15 protein-coding genes are annotated in these 17,662 nt (G+C 67.1%); 8 read left to right on the top strand and 7 right to left on the bottom strand.

Features of this window, described 5'->3' with window-relative positions:
- The first annotated feature begins 91 nt into the window (after positions 1–91).
- Positions 92–1,489, top strand: a complete 1,398-nt coding sequence (locus tag ACTZWU_RS03590; RefSeq protein ID WP_444735989.1) for a hypothetical protein — start codon at positions 92–94, stop codon at positions 1,487–1,489.
- On the opposite strand, the gene ACTZWU_RS03585 is transcribed toward ACTZWU_RS03590, so the two are convergent.
- The 5 genes from ACTZWU_RS03585 to ACTZWU_RS03565 form a co-directional block, all read right to left on the bottom strand.
- Positions 1,486–3,153 (bottom strand): formate--tetrahydrofolate ligase, encoded by a 1,668-nt coding sequence (locus ACTZWU_RS03585; protein WP_444735988.1) that lies wholly within the window; start codon positions 3,151–3,153, stop codon positions 1,486–1,488. The two genes, ACTZWU_RS03590 and ACTZWU_RS03585, sit on opposite strands and share 4 nt — an antisense overlap.
- Positions 3,154–3,184: 31 nt before the next feature.
- On the bottom strand, positions 3,185–3,610 hold the full coding sequence (locus tag ACTZWU_RS03580) for a universal stress protein (RefSeq protein ID WP_444735987.1): 426 nt from the start codon (positions 3,608–3,610) through the stop codon (positions 3,185–3,187).
- Positions 3,603–6,404: a TRAP transporter permease gene (locus ACTZWU_RS03575; RefSeq protein WP_444735986.1), complete on the bottom strand. Its 2,802-nt coding sequence runs from the start codon at positions 6,402–6,404 to the stop codon at positions 3,603–3,605. Before ACTZWU_RS03575 ends, ACTZWU_RS03580 begins: the two co-directional genes overlap by 8 nt.
- 86 nt (positions 6,405–6,490) lie before the next feature.
- Entirely contained in the window at positions 6,491–7,456 is a 966-nt protein-coding gene (locus ACTZWU_RS03570; RefSeq protein ID WP_444735985.1) for a TAXI family TRAP transporter solute-binding subunit, read from the bottom strand.
- 171 nt (positions 7,457–7,627) lie between these two features.
- The gene (locus tag ACTZWU_RS03565) at positions 7,628–8,257 is read right to left on the bottom strand and encodes a uracil-DNA glycosylase family protein (protein WP_444735984.1); all 630 of its coding nucleotides are present in this window, start codon (positions 8,255–8,257) and stop codon (positions 7,628–7,630) included.
- 172 nt (positions 8,258–8,429) lie between these two features.
- Between ACTZWU_RS03565 and ACTZWU_RS03560 the strand changes: the two genes are divergently transcribed.
- From ACTZWU_RS03560 to kdsA, 3 genes are all read left to right on the top strand, one after another.
- Entirely contained in the window at positions 8,430–9,083 is a 654-nt protein-coding gene (locus tag ACTZWU_RS03560) for an ABC transporter ATP-binding protein (protein WP_304616453.1), read from the top strand.
- A 166-nt stretch (positions 9,084–9,249) separates the two neighbouring features.
- Complete coding sequence (locus ACTZWU_RS03555; RefSeq protein ID WP_444735983.1) at positions 9,250–10,824, top strand: capsule biosynthesis protein; 1,575 nt, start codon at positions 9,250–9,252, stop codon at positions 10,822–10,824.
- On the top strand, positions 10,821–11,663 hold the full coding sequence (gene kdsA / locus ACTZWU_RS03550; protein WP_444735982.1) for a 3-deoxy-8-phosphooctulonate synthase: 843 nt from the start codon (positions 10,821–10,823) through the stop codon (positions 11,661–11,663). The genes ACTZWU_RS03555 and kdsA overlap by 4 nt, the downstream gene beginning before the upstream one ends.
- Here the strand turns inward: kdsA and ACTZWU_RS03545 are convergent.
- Complete coding sequence (locus tag ACTZWU_RS03545; RefSeq protein WP_444735981.1) at positions 11,660–12,697, bottom strand: mechanosensitive ion channel family protein; 1,038 nt, start codon at positions 12,695–12,697, stop codon at positions 11,660–11,662. The genes kdsA and ACTZWU_RS03545 overlap by 4 nt on opposite strands.
- 161 nt (positions 12,698–12,858) lie before the next feature.
- Between ACTZWU_RS03545 and phnC the strand changes: the two genes are divergently transcribed.
- The 4 genes from phnC to phnE (ACTZWU_RS03525) all read left to right on the top strand — a co-directional run bounded on the left by phnC (position 12,859) and on the right by phnE (ACTZWU_RS03525) (position 16,852).
- Positions 12,859–13,677, top strand: a complete 819-nt coding sequence (gene phnC / locus ACTZWU_RS03540) for a phosphonate ABC transporter ATP-binding protein (RefSeq protein WP_444735980.1) — start codon at positions 12,859–12,861, stop codon at positions 13,675–13,677.
- A gap of 38 nt (positions 13,678–13,715) precedes the next feature.
- A complete protein-coding gene (gene phnD / locus ACTZWU_RS03535) occupies positions 13,716–14,615 on the top strand; it encodes a phosphonate ABC transporter substrate-binding protein (RefSeq protein WP_444735979.1) in 900 nt (299 codons plus the stop codon).
- Between the two features lie 69 nt (positions 14,616–14,684).
- Entirely contained in the window at positions 14,685–15,539 is an 855-nt protein-coding gene (gene phnE, locus ACTZWU_RS03530; protein ID WP_444735978.1) for a phosphonate ABC transporter, permease protein PhnE, read from the top strand.
- Complete coding sequence (gene phnE, locus ACTZWU_RS03525; RefSeq protein ID WP_444735977.1) at positions 15,536–16,852, top strand: phosphonate ABC transporter, permease protein PhnE; 1,317 nt, start codon at positions 15,536–15,538, stop codon at positions 16,850–16,852. The genes phnE (ACTZWU_RS03530) and phnE (ACTZWU_RS03525) overlap by 4 nt, the downstream gene beginning before the upstream one ends.
- Before the next feature lie 50 nt (positions 16,853–16,902).
- On the opposite strand, the gene phnF is transcribed toward phnE (ACTZWU_RS03525), so the two are convergent.
- On the bottom strand, positions 16,903–17,625 hold the full coding sequence (phnF, locus tag ACTZWU_RS03520; protein WP_444735976.1) for a phosphonate metabolism transcriptional regulator PhnF: 723 nt from the start codon (positions 17,623–17,625) through the stop codon (positions 16,903–16,905).
- Positions 17,626–17,662: the final 37 nt, after the last annotated feature.

Below are 17,662 nucleotides of genomic sequence, written 5' to 3'. Positions count from 1 at the left end.
CGGTGAACTGGCTCGTTTTGTCGTCATCCTGCGCTTGGCCAAAGGGCGCGGGCGCGGCAAGCCTTGTGCGATATCCCGTGTCGGTGGTGCGATGGAACAGGGTCTTGAACAGGTGATGCGGCTGGTCGGGCATCGCGCGATCGAATGGATGCGCCAGCATGTCATGGCGCTGCCCGATCCGCTGCCCGCAACCCATCCGGATCTTGGCGCGCTGGCGCAGGCGGGCGTCGTCGGCCCGATCCTCGGCGCGCTGACCGGGCGGCCCTCGCCGGTCGAGGTGCTGACACGCCGCCGCCTGCCCCCCGATCTGCCGCGCCGCGCGGCGCTGGACCATCTGGCCGGCCTGCCCGCGCCGCCCGCACTGATCCTGGCCGCGCCGCTGATCGCGCCCCGCGATCCCGCCTGCGCGCTGGCTCTGGCCGATCTGGCCGAGGATCCGGCCCGCGGCATCGCGCTGCGTCTGCTCTGCGGCGCCGCGCCCCCGCCCGAGGCCGAAAGGACCCTGCTGGCCCCCCTGCCCCCGGTGATCGACCGCGACTACCTGTCGGGGCGACTGGCGCTGCTGTTGGCGCTGTGGCGTCAGGCGGGGGGCCTGCCGCGCCTGTCCTCGGCCGCGCGGCATCAGGATCTGCTGGCGGCCCTGCACGATTGGACAAGGCTGGCGGGCGAGATGGGCGACACGCAATGCCTGGCACAGGCGCTCTGCGGCCTGCTTCTGGTCGATCCGCAGCATGAGGTGGCCGCCTTGCTGACCCGGCTTCTGGATCTGCAAGGCCCCGATGGCGGCTTTCCCGCCCGCCTGCGCCGGCCCGACGGCCCAACGCCACTGGCCGAGGGGATGGGCCCCACGCTTTCGGTGCTGCTGGCCTTTCAGCTGACGCGCCCCAACCGGCGACTTGCGCCCCTGTCGCCGCCAGTCAGGCCGATCACGGGCGCGATGCTGGCACTTGCCGCGCAGATGGAGAGCCGGTTGCAAGCGCCGCCGCCTGACCCCTGGTCGCGTCTTCTGGGCGATGTGCTGGTGATGCGGGCAACGGGGCGCAACCGGCTGTCGGGTGCCCCTGTCATGCCCGGTCGGGCGCGGCTGGCGCGGCTGGCATCGATCGTCTTTGGCGATCCGGTCGCGGCCCTTGCCCTGCGTCGTCATCTGGCCTGGCGACCGGTCGGGCCCCTGCCCATGGCCGAACTGGCCTGGCTGGCCGGCGCGCCGGTGCGCCAGACGGGACAGGCCTGCGATCCCGCGGCATGGGACCGCGCGACCTACCGGAACGATGGCCGCGCCTTTCTTGCGCTGATGGCGCAGGCGCGGCGCCATGGCGCAGCCCCGCCGCCCGGCACTCTGGGCTTCGCGCGTCGATTGGCGGGTGCGGCGCTGGCCGCGACAGAGGCCGGGAATGCACCCTTCAGCGACCTCGCCCGCGCCCTTGAACAGACGATCCTTCTGGCAGGCGCCTTCGATCAGGCCCCTGCCCCGGCGATGGTCGCCTAGAACAGGCCCTCGACCTGCCCGTCCTCGTCCAGCCGGATCGACTGGGCGGCGGGACTGCGCGGCAGGCCGGGCATGGTCATGATCTGCCCGCAGATCGCCACGACGAAACCGGCCCCCGCATTCAGCCGCACCTCGCGCACGGGGATCACATGCCCCTCGGGCGCGCCGCGCAGGTCGGGATCGGTCGAGAAACTGTATTGCGTCTTGGCGATGCAGACCGGCATGCGGCCATGGCCTGCAGCCTCCCACGCGGCAAGCTGGTCGCGGATGCCCGGCGCGGCCTCGACACGGGCCGCGCGATGGATGCGGGTGCAGATCGTCTGGATCTTGTCCCAAAGCGGCATCTCGTCGGGATAGAGCGGGCGGAACTCCGCCCGCCCCTCAGCCAGATCGACGACGGCACGGGCCAGATCCTCGGCCCCCGCGCCCCCCAACGCCCAGTGCCGCGCGGGAATGGCCCGCACGCCGCGCGCGGCACAGAATTCCTGCACCGCGGCCAGTTCGGCAGGGCTGTCGCCCTCGAAATGGTTCACCGCAACCACGACCGGCAGGCCGAAGCCAGCAAGGTTCTCTAGATGCCGCCCCAGATTGGCGCAGCCGCGCGTCACGGCGGCCACATCCTCCTGCGCCAGATCGCCCTTGCCCACGCCGCCGTTCATCTTGAGCGCCCGGATCGTCGCCACCAGCACCGCCGCCGAAGGGGTCAGCCCGCCCAGCCGACACTTGATGTTGATGAATTTCTCGGCCCCCAGATCGGCGCCGAAACCTGCCTCGGTCACGACGTAATCGGACAGGCGCAAGGCCGCGCGGGTGGCGATCAGGCTGTTGCAGCCATGCGCGATATTGGCAAAGGGGCCGCCATGCACGAAGGCGGGGTTGTTTTCCAGCGTCTGCACCAGATTGGGCTGCAACGCGTCCTTTAGCAGGACCGTCATTGCCCCGTCCGCACCCAGATCGCGGGCGGTCACGGGGCTGCGGTCCATGTCCTGCGCCACGACGATCCGGCCGAGGCGGTCGTTCAGATCGGCCAGATCGCGGGCAAGGCACAGGATCGCCATGACCTCGGAGGCGACGGTGATGTCAAAACCCGTCTGGCGGGCAAAACCGTTGGCAGGCCCGCCCAGACCGACCGTTATGTCGCGTAGCGCGCGGTCGTTCATGTCCATCACCCGCCGCCATGTCACGCGGCGCGTGTCGATCCGCAAGGCGTTACCCCAATGGATGTGGTTGTCGATCATCGCGGCCAGCAGGTTATGGGCCGAGGTGATGGCGTGGAAATCGCCGGTGAAATGAAGGTTCATCTCCTCCATCGGGACGATCTGCGCGAAGCCGCCACCAGCGGCCCCACCCTTCATGCCGAAATTCGGACCAAGGCTGGCCTCGCGGATGCAGATGGTGGCGCGCTTGCCGATCCGGTTCAGCGCATCGCCAAGCCCCACGGTCGTGGTAGTCTTGCCCTCGCCCGCAGGGGTCGGGTTGATGGCGGTGACAAGGATCAGCCGCCCTTCCGGGCGCCCGCTCAGCGCGGCCAGCGCGTCATGGGTGATCTTGGCCTTGTCATGGCCATAGGGCAGGATCTGGTCGCCGCCAAGGCCAAGCCCGGCGGCGATCTGGGAAATGGGGCGCTTTTGGGCCGCGCGAGCGATCTGGATGTCGGTCTGCATGACCGCCAGCTTCACCAGTCGCGCGGCGCTGTCAACGAACGACCAGCACCGAGACGGGCGAGTGGCGCACCACGGCGTTCACGTCGCGGCTGACCAGGATGCTGCGCAGCTCGTCAGGCTTGGGGCTGGCCATCACGATCAGGTCGGCGCCGAATTTCCTGGCCGATTTCAGGATCGTCTCGGCCACATGACCATGTCCGACATGGATCTGGACACGGTCGTTGTCGGGCAGGTTCTCGCTGGCGAAGCGGTCCAGATCGTCCTTCATCACCTGAAGGATGCGCGCCTCGTAGCCCTTTGGCAGGAAGGTCGCCACCATTGAGCTGCCGAAATCGTGGACGATCCCCAGCAGGTGGATCACCCCCGTTTCCCCCGCCAGCCGGATCGCGGCGGGCAGGGCGTTTTCCCAAGTCTCGGGGTGTTGCAGGTCGATGGGCAGAAGGATGTTGTCATGCATGACGCGTCTCCTTGTCGCGGCCCTGTGCGGGGACGGGCAGGCGGCGGCGTTGCAGCCAGACCACGCCGCCCAGAAGCAGGAAGGCCGGGATATAGGCCCAGTAGCGCGAGGGCGCATCGACCGGCGCCTCGACCGACAGGATCGTCTGATCCCAGTCCAGCCCCGCCGATTGCGCCGGGCTGCCAAAGGCCACGTTGTCGATCATCAGGCGCTCGCCATCCTCGATCAGTTCGATCCCGGCAGCGTCCAGCCGGTCCTGCCCGGTCTCGCCCTCGGGAACGGGCAGGATGGCCACGAACTCGATCGGGCTGCCGATGTCGTTCAGCCCGGCGATCCGCAGGCGCAGCCCCTCGCCGGGCACGCTGTCCTCAAGCGCCTGCACGAATTCCGTGCCGGGCCGTTCCTCGAAGGGCGGATAGACATAGCTCCAGAAGAAGCCCGGGCGGAAGATCGTGAAGGCGATCAACAGCAGCAGCGCCGATTCCCAGATCCGGTTGCGCACAAGGAACCAGCCCTGTGTCGCGGCGGCGAACAGCAGCATCGCGATCGTCGCGGTGACGAATACGAAGATCCCCATCACCCAGCCCACATCGATCAGCAGAAGATCGGTGTTGAAGATGAACAGGAACGGCAGCGCCGCCGTCCGCAGGCTGTAGAAGAAGGCCACAACGCCGGTGCGGATCGGATCGCCCCCCGACACGGCGGCGGCGGCGAACGAGGCCAGACCGACCGGCGGCGTCACATCCGCCATGATCCCGAAGTAGAAGACGAACAGATGCACCGCGATCAGCGGCACGATCAGTCCGTTCTGCTGGCCAAGCGTGACGATCACCGGCGCCAGCAGCGCCGAGACGACGATGTAGTTCGCCGTGGTCGGCAGGCCCATCCCCAGGATCAGCGAAAGGACCGCCGTCAAGAGCAGGATCAGCATCAGGTTGCCGCCCGACAGAAGCTCGACCACATCGGCCAGCGCCGCGCCGACGCCGGTCTGACTGACGACGCCCACGATGATGCCCGCCGTCGCGGTGGCGATGCCGATGCCGATCATGTTGCGCGCGCCACTGATCAGCCCGTCCACCAGTTCGTCAAAGCCCTGACGGATGCGCGCCACAAGCGCGCTTTCGCCGCGCAGCAGCGCCATCAGCGGGCGCTGCGTCAACAGGATGAAGATCATGAAGGCCGTCGCCCAGAAGGCTGACAGGCCCGGCGACAGGCGGTCCACCATCAGCGACCACACCAGCACGACCACCGGCAGGATATAGTGCAGCCCCGACCGCACCGTCGGCCCCGGCAAGGGCAGCGCGGTGACAGGCGCGTTCGGGTCGTCCAGCTCCAGCGGCTTCTCGCGCGAGGCGATCCACATCAGCGCGACATAGGCCGCCGTCAGCAGGCCAAAGACCACGTAACCCGCATTGGCGCCAAAGGCGGGCCTGATCCAGCCCATCGTGTAATAGACGACCAGCGACAGGGCGCAGATGCCCGCGATGATGAAGGCGGCGACCAGCAGGCGGCGCAGGATCGGCGGCGGCTCGTAGGCGCGGAGCAGGCCCTGCATCCCGGCCTTCATCGCCTCCAGATGGACGATATAGACCAGCGCGATGTAGCTGATCGTGGCGGGCAGGAAGGCGTGCTTGACGACCTCGAAATAGGGGATGCCGACATATTCGACCATCAGGAAGGCGGCCGCCCCCATGACGGGCGGCATGATCTGGCCGTTGACCGAGGATGCGACCTCGACCGCGCCCGCCTTTTCGGCGGAAAAGCCCACGCGCTTCATCAGGGGGATGGTAAAGGTGCCGGTCGTCACCACATTGGCGATGCTGGACCCGGAAATCAGGCCCGTCATGGCGCTGCTGACGACCGCCGCCTTGGCCGGGCCGCCGCGCAGGTGGCCCATCAGCGAAAAGGCGACCTGGATGAAGTAGTTCCCGGCCCCCGCCTTGTCCAAGAGCGCGCCGAACAGCACGAACAGAAAGACGAAACTGGTCGAGACGCCAAGCGCGATGCCGAAGACGCCCTCGGTCGTGACCCATTGGTGGTTGGCGACTTCGGACAGCGAATTCCCGCGATGCGCGATGATCGAGGGCATGTAGGGCCCGAGGAAGGTATAGACCAGAAACACGGTCGCCACGATCATCAGCGCCGGGCCAAGACTGCGGCGCGCGGCCTCCAGCAACAGCATGATCCCGATAACGGCGACAAGCAGGTCGGTCTGGATCGGCGCACCGACACGGCGGCCCAATTCGTCACTGTAGACAAAGACGTAAAGCGCGACCCCCGCCGCCACCAGCGCCAGCGCCCATTCCCAGACCGGCACCCGGTTCTTCGGGCTGCCCAGCAGGATGGCCGCGATGATCCCCGCCCCGGTCAGCCCGATCCACCACGCAGGAAAGCTGGACGGCGCGCCATAGATGAACAGGCCCGACAGCACGATCGGCGCCAGGATGCCCAGCCCAAGCTGGATGGGCGAACGCTCGGCCGGATAGGCCATGAAGGCCAGGAACAGCGCAAAGGCCAGATGCACCGCACGGGCATCGGTCGCGCTGATGATCCCGAAGTTCAGCATGAAGGGCAGAGGCGAGGCGATCCACAGCTGGAACAGCGACCAGCACAGCGCCACCCCCAGGATCAGCTTGCCGACCAGCCCGGGCGGAGTGCGCGCGCCCGTGTCGCTGGAGGCGACCAGCTCGTCCAGTTCATCCTGGCTCAGCGCGCCTCGGCCTGCGGCCCCCGTTTCGACGGCGGCGGCCTGTTGCTGGCGGCGCGCCTTGTCGTCCCTGTCCCTGTCACTCATCACGGCACCCCTGCGATGCATTGGTCATTCTTGTCGTTCTCTTTTGAAAAGGGCGGCCCGCGAGGGGCCGCCCGATCCGGGCCGGATCACTCGATCCAGCCGCGCTCGCGGTAATAGCGGGCGGCGCCGTCATGCAGCGGCGCGCTGAGCCCTTCCGAGATCATCGTCTCGGGCTCCAGCGACTCAAAGGCCGGGTGCAGCTGCTTGAAGCGGTCGAAGTTCTCGAAGACCGCGCGCACGACCTGATAGACGGTCTCTTCGGGGACATCGGCCGAGGTGACGAAGGTCGCCAGAACACCGAAGGTCTCGGTATCCTCGTCATTGCCCGCATACATGCCGCCGGGAATCGTGACCTTGGCGTAGAAGGGGTTTTCCTCGACCAGACGGTCGATCGCCTCGCCCGCCACCGTCACGAGACGCGCGTCCACGGTCGAGGTCGCCTCCTGGATCGAGCCGTTGGGATGGCCAACGGTGTAGCTGATCGCGTCCACCTGGTTGTCGCCAAGCGCCGCCGACTGCTCGGCCGGCCGCAGTTCGGATGCCAGCGCGAAGTCGGACATCGACATGCCCTTGGCGTCCAGCACGATCTCGAACGTCCCGCGCGAACCGGAACCGGGGTTGCCCACGTTCACGCGCTTGCCGGCCAGTTCCTCGAAAGTGGTCACGCCGCTATCGGCGCGGGCGACGACGGTGAAGGGCTCGGGATGCACGCCAAAGACCGCGCGCAGTTCGGGGAAGGCGTCGCCTTCATAGTCAGAGCTGCCGTTATAGGCGTGGAACTGCCAGTCGGACTGGGCGACACCCATCGTCATGTCGCCTGCCTTGATGGCGTTGATGTTGGCAATAGAGCCGCCGGTCGAGGGCGCTGTGCAGCGCAGGCCGTGGTCGGCGGTCTCGCGGTTCACAAGCCGGCAGATCGACTGCCCCACCACGTAATAGACACCGGTCTGGCCGCCGGTGCCGATGGTGATGAACTGCTCCTGCTGGGCCAGCACCGGCCCCGAGGCCAGGACCAGCGCGCTGCCCAGAAGGGCGGATTTCATGAGGCTCATTCGGCTTCTCCCTTGGTTTTCTGTCGCCTTGCGGATGCGCGGGAATTCGCGCAGGGGACGTGCCGCCGCTGCGTGATCCACGCCCGTCATCCCCACGGTCCCGTGGGGACAAGTCGTCAGACATAGCCCCGGTTCCCGGCGTTAACCAGATCCTGCACGAATTTTGTGCGTTCAATCAGGCGACAGGATGGCGGCAACGGCCTGCCGCAGCTCGGGCAGAAGCGTTGACTCGAACCACGGATTGCGGCGCAGCCAGCCGGTATTGCGCCAGCTTGGATGAGGCAGCGGAAAGATCGCTGGCGCGTGACGGCGCCAATCCGCGACCGTCTCGGTGACACTGCGTCGGCCCAGATGCCATGCCTGCGCATGGCCCCCGACCAGCAGGGTCAGCCGCGGCTTCAGCAGGTCCATGACGGGTTGCCGCCATGTCGCCGCGCAGATCGGCGGGGGCGGCAGGTCCGCGCCTCGCGCATCGTAGCCCGGAAAGCAGAAGGCCATCGGCACGATCGCCACCCGGTCGCGGTCATAGAAGGTCTGGGCATCGACACCCATCCAGTCGCGCAGCCGGTCGCCCGAGCGATCGGTGAAGGGCCTGCCGCTATCATGGACCCGCGCGCCGGGCGCCTGCCCCACGATCAACAGCCGCGCGGATGGCCGGAACCAGGCCACGGGCCGCGGCGCATGGCGCGTCGCGGTAGCAGCAAAGCGGGCAGCGCAAAGGCGACATTGGCGGATATCGGCGATCAGCGGATGATCGAGGGACTGGCCGGACGGATCGGCAGGAAGGTCGGACGGAACCATCGCCCCGATCTAGAGACGATTTGCGCGAAAGTAAGGCTGGATCTTCACTTTTCGTCAGAGTTTTGCGGCCATGCTGGACAGGATGCAGGTCGCAGCCTATGGTCCGCCCTATCCGGCCGAGGCTACCGGCATGGCATGCCTCGCGCAGTCGTTTATGTGGTCAATCATCGCCATGCTCGAATTCGATAATGTTTCCAAAGCCTTCTGGACGGGGAAACAGCACAAGATCATCCTGGACCGTGCGTCCTTCCGTATCGAGCTTGGCAATTCGCTCGGCATTCTGGCGCCCAACGGGGCCGGAAAGACCACCATCATAAACATGATGTGCGGGCTGGAAAAACCCGACGAGGGCAAGATCCGCCGCGATTGCCGGATCTCTTTTCCGCTTGGCTTCATGGGCGGGCTGGTCACCAAGCATACCGGCAATGAGAATGCGCGCTATATCGCCCGGATCTACGGGCTCGACCCCGATTACGTCGCCGCCTTCACCCGCTGGTTGACCGATATCGAGGAATATTTCGACATGCCGGTCGGCACCTATTCCAGCGGTATGCGCCAGCGTTTCAACTTTGCGCTGCTTCTGGCGCTGGATTTCGACATCTACCTGATCGACGAAGGCATGCCGCAGACCACCGACGCCGAATTCAACCGCAAGGCCGGCAAGGTGCTTTATGAGCGGTTGCAGACCTCGACGACGGTGATCGTGTCGCACCAGGCATCGACGCTTGAGAAATTCTGCAACAGCGCCGCCATCCTGCGCGACGGGCGGCTCTACATGTTCGAGACCCTTGACGAGGCCAGACAATATTATGACTACACCTCCTAAGGCGCGCCGCTATCACGCCTCGGCCTCGGAAGCGATCGCGCCCGACGAGCAGGCGGCCGCAGCCAACCCTCCCGGCGCCGCGGATCCCGGGCCCGTCCGGGTCGAGGTCACGCGACGTCAGCCGCAGGCTCCGCAATCGGGCACCGGGGATGACGGCGCCGATATGATGGCGCGACTCAGCGGGACGCAGCCCGTCGATGACGGCTTCGGCAGCCTCGGCCCCAAGGCCCAGACCGCCGCCGATCCCGATCTGGAGGTAAAGCTGGCCGCGATCCGGGACGAGAACCTGTCCGAGCGTAATCTGCGCATCGCCCGCCGCATCGCCGCCTTGCATCAAATTCCCGTCTCGTCCGACGAAGAGGCGATCCTGCGCCTGCGCGAACGCGGCATCGACCCCTCGCAGCGCGCAACGATCGGCAAGGTCCTGTCGGGCGAAGGCGCCACCGGACCTGAGGCCGCTCCCGGTGCAGCCCCCAAGGGGCCGCGCGGCGCGAAATCGCTGGTCCCGGTGGGCAAAACCAAGGGCGCGCTGACCGCAGATGGCGGGGAACGCACGATGCCCCTGCCCTCGCGCGAGGCCCTGACCGAGGAAAAGCGCGCGGCCGAAATCTACCGCATCCAGCGCGACCTGGCCCGCCGCCGCCGCAAGCGGATGATGATGCTGGCGATCCGCCTTCTTGTCTTCGTCTTCCTGCCGACCGCCGCGGTCAGCTGGTATTACACGATGATCGCCAGCCCGCTCTACGCCACCGTCTCGCAATTCCAGATCCAGAGCGCGGACGGAAATTCCGGCGGCGGCATCGGCGGACTTCTGGGCGCGGGCGGGATGTCGGCGAACACCGACTCGGTCGGGGTTCAGAGCTATCTGACCTCTCGCGAGGCGATGATGCGGCTGAACGATGATCTGGGCTTCACGCGCGCGTTCCAGGACCCGGCGATGGACGCGGTCCGCCGCCTGCCCGAGGATGCCACGAACGAGGCGGCGTTCCGCGTCTACCAGAATTCGGTCAAGATCGGCTATGACCCGACCGAGGGCGTCCTCAACATGGAGGTGATCGCACCCGATCCGGAACTCAGCCGCGAGTTTTCGCTGGCGCTGATCCGCTACGCCGAGGAACAGGTGGACCGCTTCACCGCCCGCCTGCGCGAGGATCAGATGCGCGGCGCCATCGAGAATTACGAGGATGCCGAGGCCAAGATGCTTCAGGCGCAACGCCGCGTGCAGGAATTGCAGGAACAGCTTGGCGTGCTGGACCCGCAGGCCGAAAGCTCGGTCGTGATGGGCCAGATCTCGTCGCTTGAGGGGCAGCTGACCAACCGCCAGCTGGAACTGGGGCAGCTACTCAGCAATCCCAGCCCCGTCCAAAGCCGCGTCGATGCCGCGCGCGGCGATATAGAGCGGCTGCAGCAGCAGATCGCCCAGACCCGCCAGCAACTGACCGAGGGCAACGAGTTGCGCCGCTCGCTGACGGCCATCACCGGCGAGTTGCGCGTGGCCGAGGCCGAATTGCTGACCCGTCAGGAATTGCTCGGCGCGGCCGCCGGCCAGATGGAGGTTGCGCGGATCGAGGCCAACAAGCAGGTCCGCTATCTGTCGCTGTCCGTCGCGCCCGTCGCCCCGGACGAGGCGACCTATCCCAAGGCTTTCCAGAACTCGATCGTGGCCTTCCTTCTGTTTGCTGGCATCTACCTGATGCTGTCGCTGACCGCCTCGATCCTGCGCGAACAGGTTTCCACATGACACAGCACCACCACGTTTCACTGGGTCCGATCACCTGCGGCAACGACCTGCCGCTGGTCGTGATCGCCGGACCCTGCCAGCTTGAAAGCCGCGAGCACGCGCTGATGATCGCCGAGCGGATGGCCAAGGCCTGCGCGGATGCGGGGGCGGGTTTCGTCTTCAAGGCCAGCTACGACAAGGCCAATCGCACCTCGCTTTCGGGTCGGCGCGGGCTCGGCATCGACGAGGGGCTGGCGATCCTGTCCGATATCCGGGCCCAGATCGGCTGCCCGGTCCTGACCGACGTGCATGACGCCGAACAGGCCATCCGCGCGGCCGAGGCGGTGGACATCATCCAGATTCCCGCCTTCCTGTCGCGCCAGACCGACCTGCTGCTGGCGGCAGGGCGGACCGGCGCGGTCGTCAACATCAAGAAGGGCCAGTTCCTTGCCCCCTGGGACATGCCGAATGTCGCCGACAAGGTCGCCTCGACCGGGAACCGAAACATCCTGCTGACCGAACGCGGCGCGAGTTTCGGCTATAACACGCTGGTCGCGGACATGCGCGCGCTGCCCATCATGGCGCGCACGGGCTATCCGGTGATCATGGATGCCACCCATTCTGTCCAGCAGCCCGGCGGCCAGGGCGGCAGTTCGGGCGGGCAGCGCGAGTTCGCGCCCGTCATGGCGCGCGCGGCGGTGGCGCTTGGCGTGGCGGGCGTCTTCATCGAGACGCACGAGGACCCGGACCGCGCGCCCTCGGACGGGCCGAACATGATCCCGCTGGACCAGATGCCGGCTCTGGTCGCATCGCTGATGCGGTTCGACGCGCTGGCCAAGTCCGATCCCCTGACCGTCTAGCCCGCCGCCTGTTCGCGCAGCGTGGCGCGCAGGCGTGGCATGGCCTGTGGCTGGCTGGACTGCAGATGGTCCAGCAGCCTTTCCCTGATCTCGCAGCGCAGATCGAAGGCGCGGCCCGCATGGGTCGCGCTGGCCAGAATGCGGACCTCGACGACGGTTTCGCGGAAATCTGTCACCTGCAGCGCGAAAACGTCCCCGTTCCAGAGCGGCGAGGCCCGGACGATGCGTTCCGCCTCGGCCCGCAGGGCCGGGATCGAGACCTCGTGGTCGACATAGAGCATCACCGTCCCGATCAGCGTCGCATCGCTGCGGGTCCAGTTCTCGAAGCTCTGCTCGATGAAGTGGTTCAGCGGCACGACAAGGCGCCGCTTGTCCCAGATGCGGACGACGACATAGGTGGCGGTGATCTCTTCGACATTGCCCCATTCGCCCTCGACGATCACGGCGTCGTCGATGCGGATGGGCTGAGTGATCGCCAGCTGGATGCCCGCCAGCAGGTTGCGCAGGACCGGCTGCAGCGCCAGACCGACGACCAGACCCGCCGCCCCCGCCGAGGCCAGCAGGCTGACCCCGTATTGCCGCACGCCCTCGATCGTCATCAGCGCGGCACTGACCCCGATGGCCAGGATCAAGACGCTTCCGACGCGCTGCAGTATGCGCCCCTGGGTGACGTGCTTGCGCGCCATCAGGTTGTCCTCGACATCCAACCGGTAGCGGCGCAGATGCAGCGTCATCCAGATGTCCAGCGCGCGCCGCGCCAGCCAGGTCAGGCCGAAGATCAGCGCGATCTGCAGGACATGCGCGATCAGACCCTGCCGTGAGGGGCTCAGGGGCGCGACATTGGCCGCCGCGATGCCCGCGATCACCATCAGGATCCACTGTACCGGCCCCTGCGCCCGCCGCAGAAGGTTCGCCCAGAATTCGCCCAGCCGCCCGAGGGCGCGGACCCCCAGCAGAAAGACCAGATAGCAGGCAATCCAGGCAACCCCCTGCGCCAGAAGGAAGATCGCCGTCGTTTCAAGCCATTGCGGCATGGGTCCTCGTTGATGCTGCCTTTGGGTCCTCAGGCGAACACGCACGGACCGCCTGATGTTCCCCCGCCGGGGCCGCCCTGCCTGTCACCGTCTTTTCACGAAAGCGTCAGCCCCCTGACACCCGATGATCCTAAACGGGCGGCAGAACAGACGAGGACGCGATGCTGGACGTCAGACAAGTCACGAAGATCTTCGGCCAGAAGGCCGCCGTGGACCAGGTCAGCTTCCGGGTGGACGGCCCCGCCTTCGTCGGGATCATCGGACGCTCGGGCGCGGGGAAATCCACCTTTCTGCGGATGATGAACGGCCTGACCCCCGCGACGGGCGGCGAGATCATCGTCGAGGGCCGCGACATCCTGGCCCTGCGCGGCAGCGATGCCCGCGCCTGGCAAGGCGAATGCGCGATGATCTTCCAGCAGTTCAACCTGGTGCCGCGCATGGACGTGGTGTCGAACGTGCTGCACGGCATCCTGAACCGTCGATCGACCATCCAGACCTTGTTCAACCTCTGGTCGCGCGCCGACATCGTGCAGGCGCTGGCGATCCTCGACCGTCTGGGCATCGCCGAGCAGGCCCCCAAACGTGCCGAGGCCCTGTCGGGCGGCCAGCAGCAGCGCGTGGCCATCGCCCGCGCCCTGATGCAGAACCCCCGCATCATCCTGGCGGATGAGCCCATCGCCAGCCTCGATCCGATGAACGCGCAGATCGTGATGGACACGCTGAAGCGCATCAATGTCGAGGATGGCCGCATGGTCATCGCCAACCTGCACACGCTGGACACGGCGCGGCGCTATTGCGACCGGGTGATCGGGATGCGCGACGGGCGGGTGGTGTTCGACGGCCTGCCGAGCCAGCTGACCACAGGTGTCGCGCGCGACATCTACGGCGCGGATGCGGGCTTCAACGAGGCCGCGACCTCGACCGCGATCCCCGCCGACCATGCGGGCGACGACCAATACGCCGCCACGATGCTGGCCTGACACCCCTTTTCCCGAAAACGCATCCATCGGAGATGACGATGACCAAGCTGCTGATCGCTCTTGCGACCACCACCGCCCTGACCGCCGCCGCCGCAACGGCCCAGGAAACCGAATTCCGCATCGGCCTGCTGGGCGGCGAGAATGCGCAGGACCGCATGGCCTCGAACGAATGCTTCCGCGCTTATGCCGAGGAAGCCCTGGGCGTGCCTGTCCGCCTGTTCACGCCCGCCGACTATAACGGCGTCATCCAGGGTCTGCTGGGCGGGTCGCTGGACATGGCCTGGCTGGGCGCCTCGGCCTATGCGGCGGTCTATGTGAACGACCCCGAGGCTGTCGAGCCGGTGCTGGTCAAGACGAACCTCGACGGCAGCTATACCTATCATTCGATCGGTTTCGCCCGCGCCGACAGCGGCATCACCTCGCTGGACGACATGCAGGGCAAGAGCTTTGCCTTCGCCGATCCGAACTCGACCTCGGGCTACCTGATCCCGAACGTGGAACTGCCGCAGGCGGGCTATTCGATGACCGAGGGCGAGTATTTCAGCCGCATCGGCTTCTCGGGCGGTCATGAGCAGTCGATCATCGCCGTGCTGAACGGCGATTTCGACGCGGGCGTGGTCTGGGCCGACGCGCAGGGCGAATGGGAAGACGGCTATAATTCGGGCGCGCTGCGCAAGGCCGCCGACAGCGGCATCGTGGACATGAACGACATCGTCGAGATCTGGCGCTCGTCGCCCATCCCCGAAGGCCCGGTCGTGCTGCGCAAGGCGCTGTCGGACGAGACCAAGGCCACGATCATCGACCTGCTGTCGAACCTGCACGCGAACGACCCTGACTGCGCCTATGGCGTCGCCGCGGGCGAGACCGCCGGTTTCACCCCGGTCACGCATGACGAATACGCCACCATCATCGAGATCCGCCGCGCCGAGATGAACTGACCCGCCTGACCCCTCGGGCCGGACCCTGCATCCACGGGGTCCGGCCCTTTGCCATTCCCGAGGTTCTCCATGTCCGCACCGGCCCTTGCCGCCATACAGACGGAATATCTGGCGCTGACACGCCGCCGCCGCATCTATGGCGGGCTTCTTCTGATCGTCTTCGTCGCCATCTTCGTCTCGGGCTTCCGCGTCGCGGACGGGCGCAATGCCGGGGGCTTCTGGCAGGGCCTGCGCCAGATCGGCGACTTTCCCGCCGACCTGATCCGCGAGGCCGTCGAAAAGGCCGCGAACCTGCCCGGCCACATGATCCGTGCCATCCCCGCCCTGATCGAGACGCTGAACATCGCGCTGGTCGCCACGCTGCTGGGCTGCATCCTGGGTCTGTTCCTGTCGCTGGCCGCGACCCGCGGGCTGGCCTATTGGCCGCGCATGGTGCCGGTGGCGCGGCGGGTGTCGGACATCTTCCGCGCCGTCCCCGAGATCGTGATCGCGCTGGTCCTGATCTTCGTTCTGGGTGGCGGCCCGGTCCCCGCCGTCATCGCCATCGCCATCCATACGGCGGGCGCAATGGGCAAGCTGTTCTCCGAGGTGAACGAGAACGTGGACCTCAAGCCGGTCGAGGGTCTGGCCTCGGTCGGTGCGAACTGGTCGCAGCGCATGTGGCTGGGCGTCATCCCGCAGGTGGCGCCGAACTACATGTCCTATGCGCTGCTGCGGCTAGAGATCAACATCCGCGCCTCGGCCATTCTGGGCTTCGTCGGCGCGGGCGGCATCGGCTATGAACTGCGCAACGCGATGACCTTCGGACAGGGCAAGTTCGATCAGGCGGCGGCGATCTTCCTGCTGCTTTTCGCCACGATCGTGCTGGTCGATCAGCTGTCGGGCAGCCTGCGCCACCGTCTGACCCACGGAGCCCCGGCATGAGCACCCTGACCGCTGCCCCCGAGGCCCATATTCTGCGCGTCATGCGCCGCAAAAGCCGCCTTGCGCTGGCCGTTCCGGCCCTGATCCTGGCCTATCTGGTCTATGTGTTCTTCGCCTTCGATCTGGGCGGCCTCGCGCAGCGGGCGCGGATGGACAATGCCCGCATCCTTCTGGCCGATACGGTCAGCTACAAGACCCATGTCACCCGAGACAACCGGCGCGAGACGCTGTCGGTCTCGATCGAGGGCAGCAACCGCGCGACCTATGCGCCCGACCGCATCCCCGACTGGGTCCAGACCGAGGGCGATCTGACCCGCATCATGCTGGGCGGCGGGCAGGTCGTGACCTATGATGGCCCGGTCGTCCTGTTCGACATCCCCGGCCACGGCACCGCCCGGCTGGAGGTGGGCGAGACGGTGGCGCTGGACCTGCCCCCCGACTGGCCCGCCCGCGTCAATGCCTCTGACAGCCGCGTGACGATCACGACTGACGAGGGGCGGCTGACCGTCACCCGCGCCCGCACCGAGACGCTGCGCTATTTCTGGGGGTGGGAGCTGTTCTTCTTCGACCTGAACAGCCCATATTCCGGTATGTCCGCGCCACAGGTCGTCACCACGGTGCTGGCGGGCGAGCGGATCCAGCCTGACCGCAGCAACCTGTCGCTGGCGCTGGACAACGTCTGGAACAACGGCATCTGGCGGCATGGCGAGGTGTTCTGGGCCCTGTTCGAGACGGTTCTGATGGCGTTCCTGGGCACGTTCGGCGCGGCCTTCGTGGCGCTGCCGCTGGCCTTTCTGGCGGCGCAGAACTTCGCGCCCTCGCGCTGGTTGCGCTTTGCGGTGCGGCGGGTCTTTGACTTCGTGCGCGGCGTCGATGCGCTGATCTTCACCATCATCCTGTCGCGCGCCTTCGGCCCCGGCCCGCTGACCGGCGCGCTGGCGATCCTGCTGACCGACAGCGGCAGCTTCGGCAAGCTGTTCTCCGAGGCGCTGGAAAACGTGGACAAGAAGCCCATCGAGGGCGTCCAGTCCACCGGGGCCAATGCGCTGCAACGATACCGGTTCGGGGTGATCCCGCAGGTGATGCCCGTCTTTCTGTCGCAAGTGCTGTATTTCCTGGAATCGAACACCCGCAGCGCGACGATCATCGGCGCCATCGTCGGCGGTGGCATCGGCCTTCTGCTGACGCAAGCGATCCAGACCACGCAGGATTGGGAAAAGGTCAGCTATTACATCCTCTTGATCGTGGTGATGGTGGTGGCGATGGACAGCCTGTCGGGCTGGCTGCGGCGCAAGCTGATCCGCGGCGAATAAGGCACTGACCGAAGCGGGGGGCGTCGCCGGTTCGCCGCGCCCAACGGGGCCTAAAGCCCGGTCAGGACCAGCGACACACGATCGCCCGCAAACCAGGTGCGGCCATATTCGACCGGGCGGCCCGGATCATCGGGGCCGCCTTCGCGGTTGATGGCGACGGATCGCAGGATCGGCGCTTTTTCCGCGATCTGCAGGGCCAGCGCCTGCGTGGCATTCGCCAGCTTCGCGGTGATACGCGTGCTGGCGCGGCTGTAATCGGCCACACCGCAAGCCGCCAGCGCCGCCGTGATCGAGGCATGGGCGCGCGCGTAATCGGGCAGCCCCTCAAGCCAGCCCGGCAGGACGGACCGGAACAGCGCCAGCGGCTGGCCGTCGGCCAGCGACAGCCCCTCGATCACATGGACCGGATCGCCGGGGGCGAGGGCCAGCGCCTCGGCCTCTTGCCGGTCGCAGGGGCGCGTCTCGATCCGGGTGAAACGGTGCGAGCCCGTGCGCCCCGCCGCCGCAAGGTTCTGCGAGAACCGCACCCGGCGGCCAAGCGCGTAATCGGTGGGCCGCGACAGCACGAAGACCCCCGCCCCCCGCCGCGCATGGACCAGCCCCGCTGCGACCAGATCCGACAGCGCGCGGCGCACCGTGTGCCGGTTCACGCCAAAACGCGCGGCCAGCTGCGCCTCGGTCGGCAGGCGGTCGCCGGGGGGGTAATGGCCGGTCTCGATCTCGGACCGAAGGGTCATGGCGATGGCCTGCCACAGGGGGGTCTTGTCCGTCATGGAAAATTCACAAGCTTCCGGTTGTGGAACGGGGCGG

It is taken from the genome of Paracoccus sp. NSM (assembly GCF_052379855.1).
Lineage (GTDB): Bacteria > Pseudomonadota > Alphaproteobacteria > Rhodobacterales > Rhodobacteraceae > Paracoccus.
Note: the sequence above shows the minus strand (reverse complement) of the source record. Positions and strands in the feature narration are given on the sequence as shown.

Coding starts and splice junctions, on each gene's coding strand:
- ACTZWU_RS03590 (WP_444735989.1), top strand. CDS start 92: ATGGAACAGGGTCTTGAACAGGTGATGCGGCTGGTCGGGCATCGCGCG.
- ACTZWU_RS03585 (WP_444735988.1), bottom strand. CDS start 3,153: ATGCAGACCGACATCCAGATCGCTCGCGCGGCCCAAAAGCGCCCCATT.
- ACTZWU_RS03580 (WP_444735987.1), bottom strand. CDS start 3,610: ATGCATGACAACATCCTTCTGCCCATCGACCTGCAACACCCCGAGACT.
- ACTZWU_RS03575 (WP_444735986.1), bottom strand. CDS start 6,404: ATGAGTGACAGGGACAGGGACGACAAGGCGCGCCGCCAGCAACAGGCC.
- ACTZWU_RS03570 (WP_444735985.1), bottom strand. CDS start 7,456: ATGAGCCTCATGAAATCCGCCCTTCTGGGCAGCGCGCTGGTCCTGGCC.
- ACTZWU_RS03565 (WP_444735984.1), bottom strand. CDS start 8,257: ATGGTTCCGTCCGACCTTCCTGCCGATCCGTCCGGCCAGTCCCTCGAT.
- ACTZWU_RS03560 (WP_304616453.1), top strand. CDS start 8,430: ATGCTCGAATTCGATAATGTTTCCAAAGCCTTCTGGACGGGGAAACAG.
- ACTZWU_RS03555 (WP_444735983.1), top strand. CDS start 9,250: ATGGCGCGACTCAGCGGGACGCAGCCCGTCGATGACGGCTTCGGCAGC.
- kdsA (WP_444735982.1), top strand. CDS start 10,821: ATGACACAGCACCACCACGTTTCACTGGGTCCGATCACCTGCGGCAAC.
- ACTZWU_RS03545 (WP_444735981.1), bottom strand. CDS start 12,697: ATGCCGCAATGGCTTGAAACGACGGCGATCTTCCTTCTGGCGCAGGGG.
- phnC (WP_444735980.1), top strand. CDS start 12,859: ATGCTGGACGTCAGACAAGTCACGAAGATCTTCGGCCAGAAGGCCGCC.
- phnD (WP_444735979.1), top strand. CDS start 13,716: ATGACCAAGCTGCTGATCGCTCTTGCGACCACCACCGCCCTGACCGCC.
- phnE (WP_444735978.1), top strand. CDS start 14,685: ATGTCCGCACCGGCCCTTGCCGCCATACAGACGGAATATCTGGCGCTG.
- phnE (WP_444735977.1), top strand. CDS start 15,536: ATGAGCACCCTGACCGCTGCCCCCGAGGCCCATATTCTGCGCGTCATG.
- phnF (WP_444735976.1), bottom strand. CDS start 17,625: ATGACGGACAAGACCCCCCTGTGGCAGGCCATCGCCATGACCCTTCGG.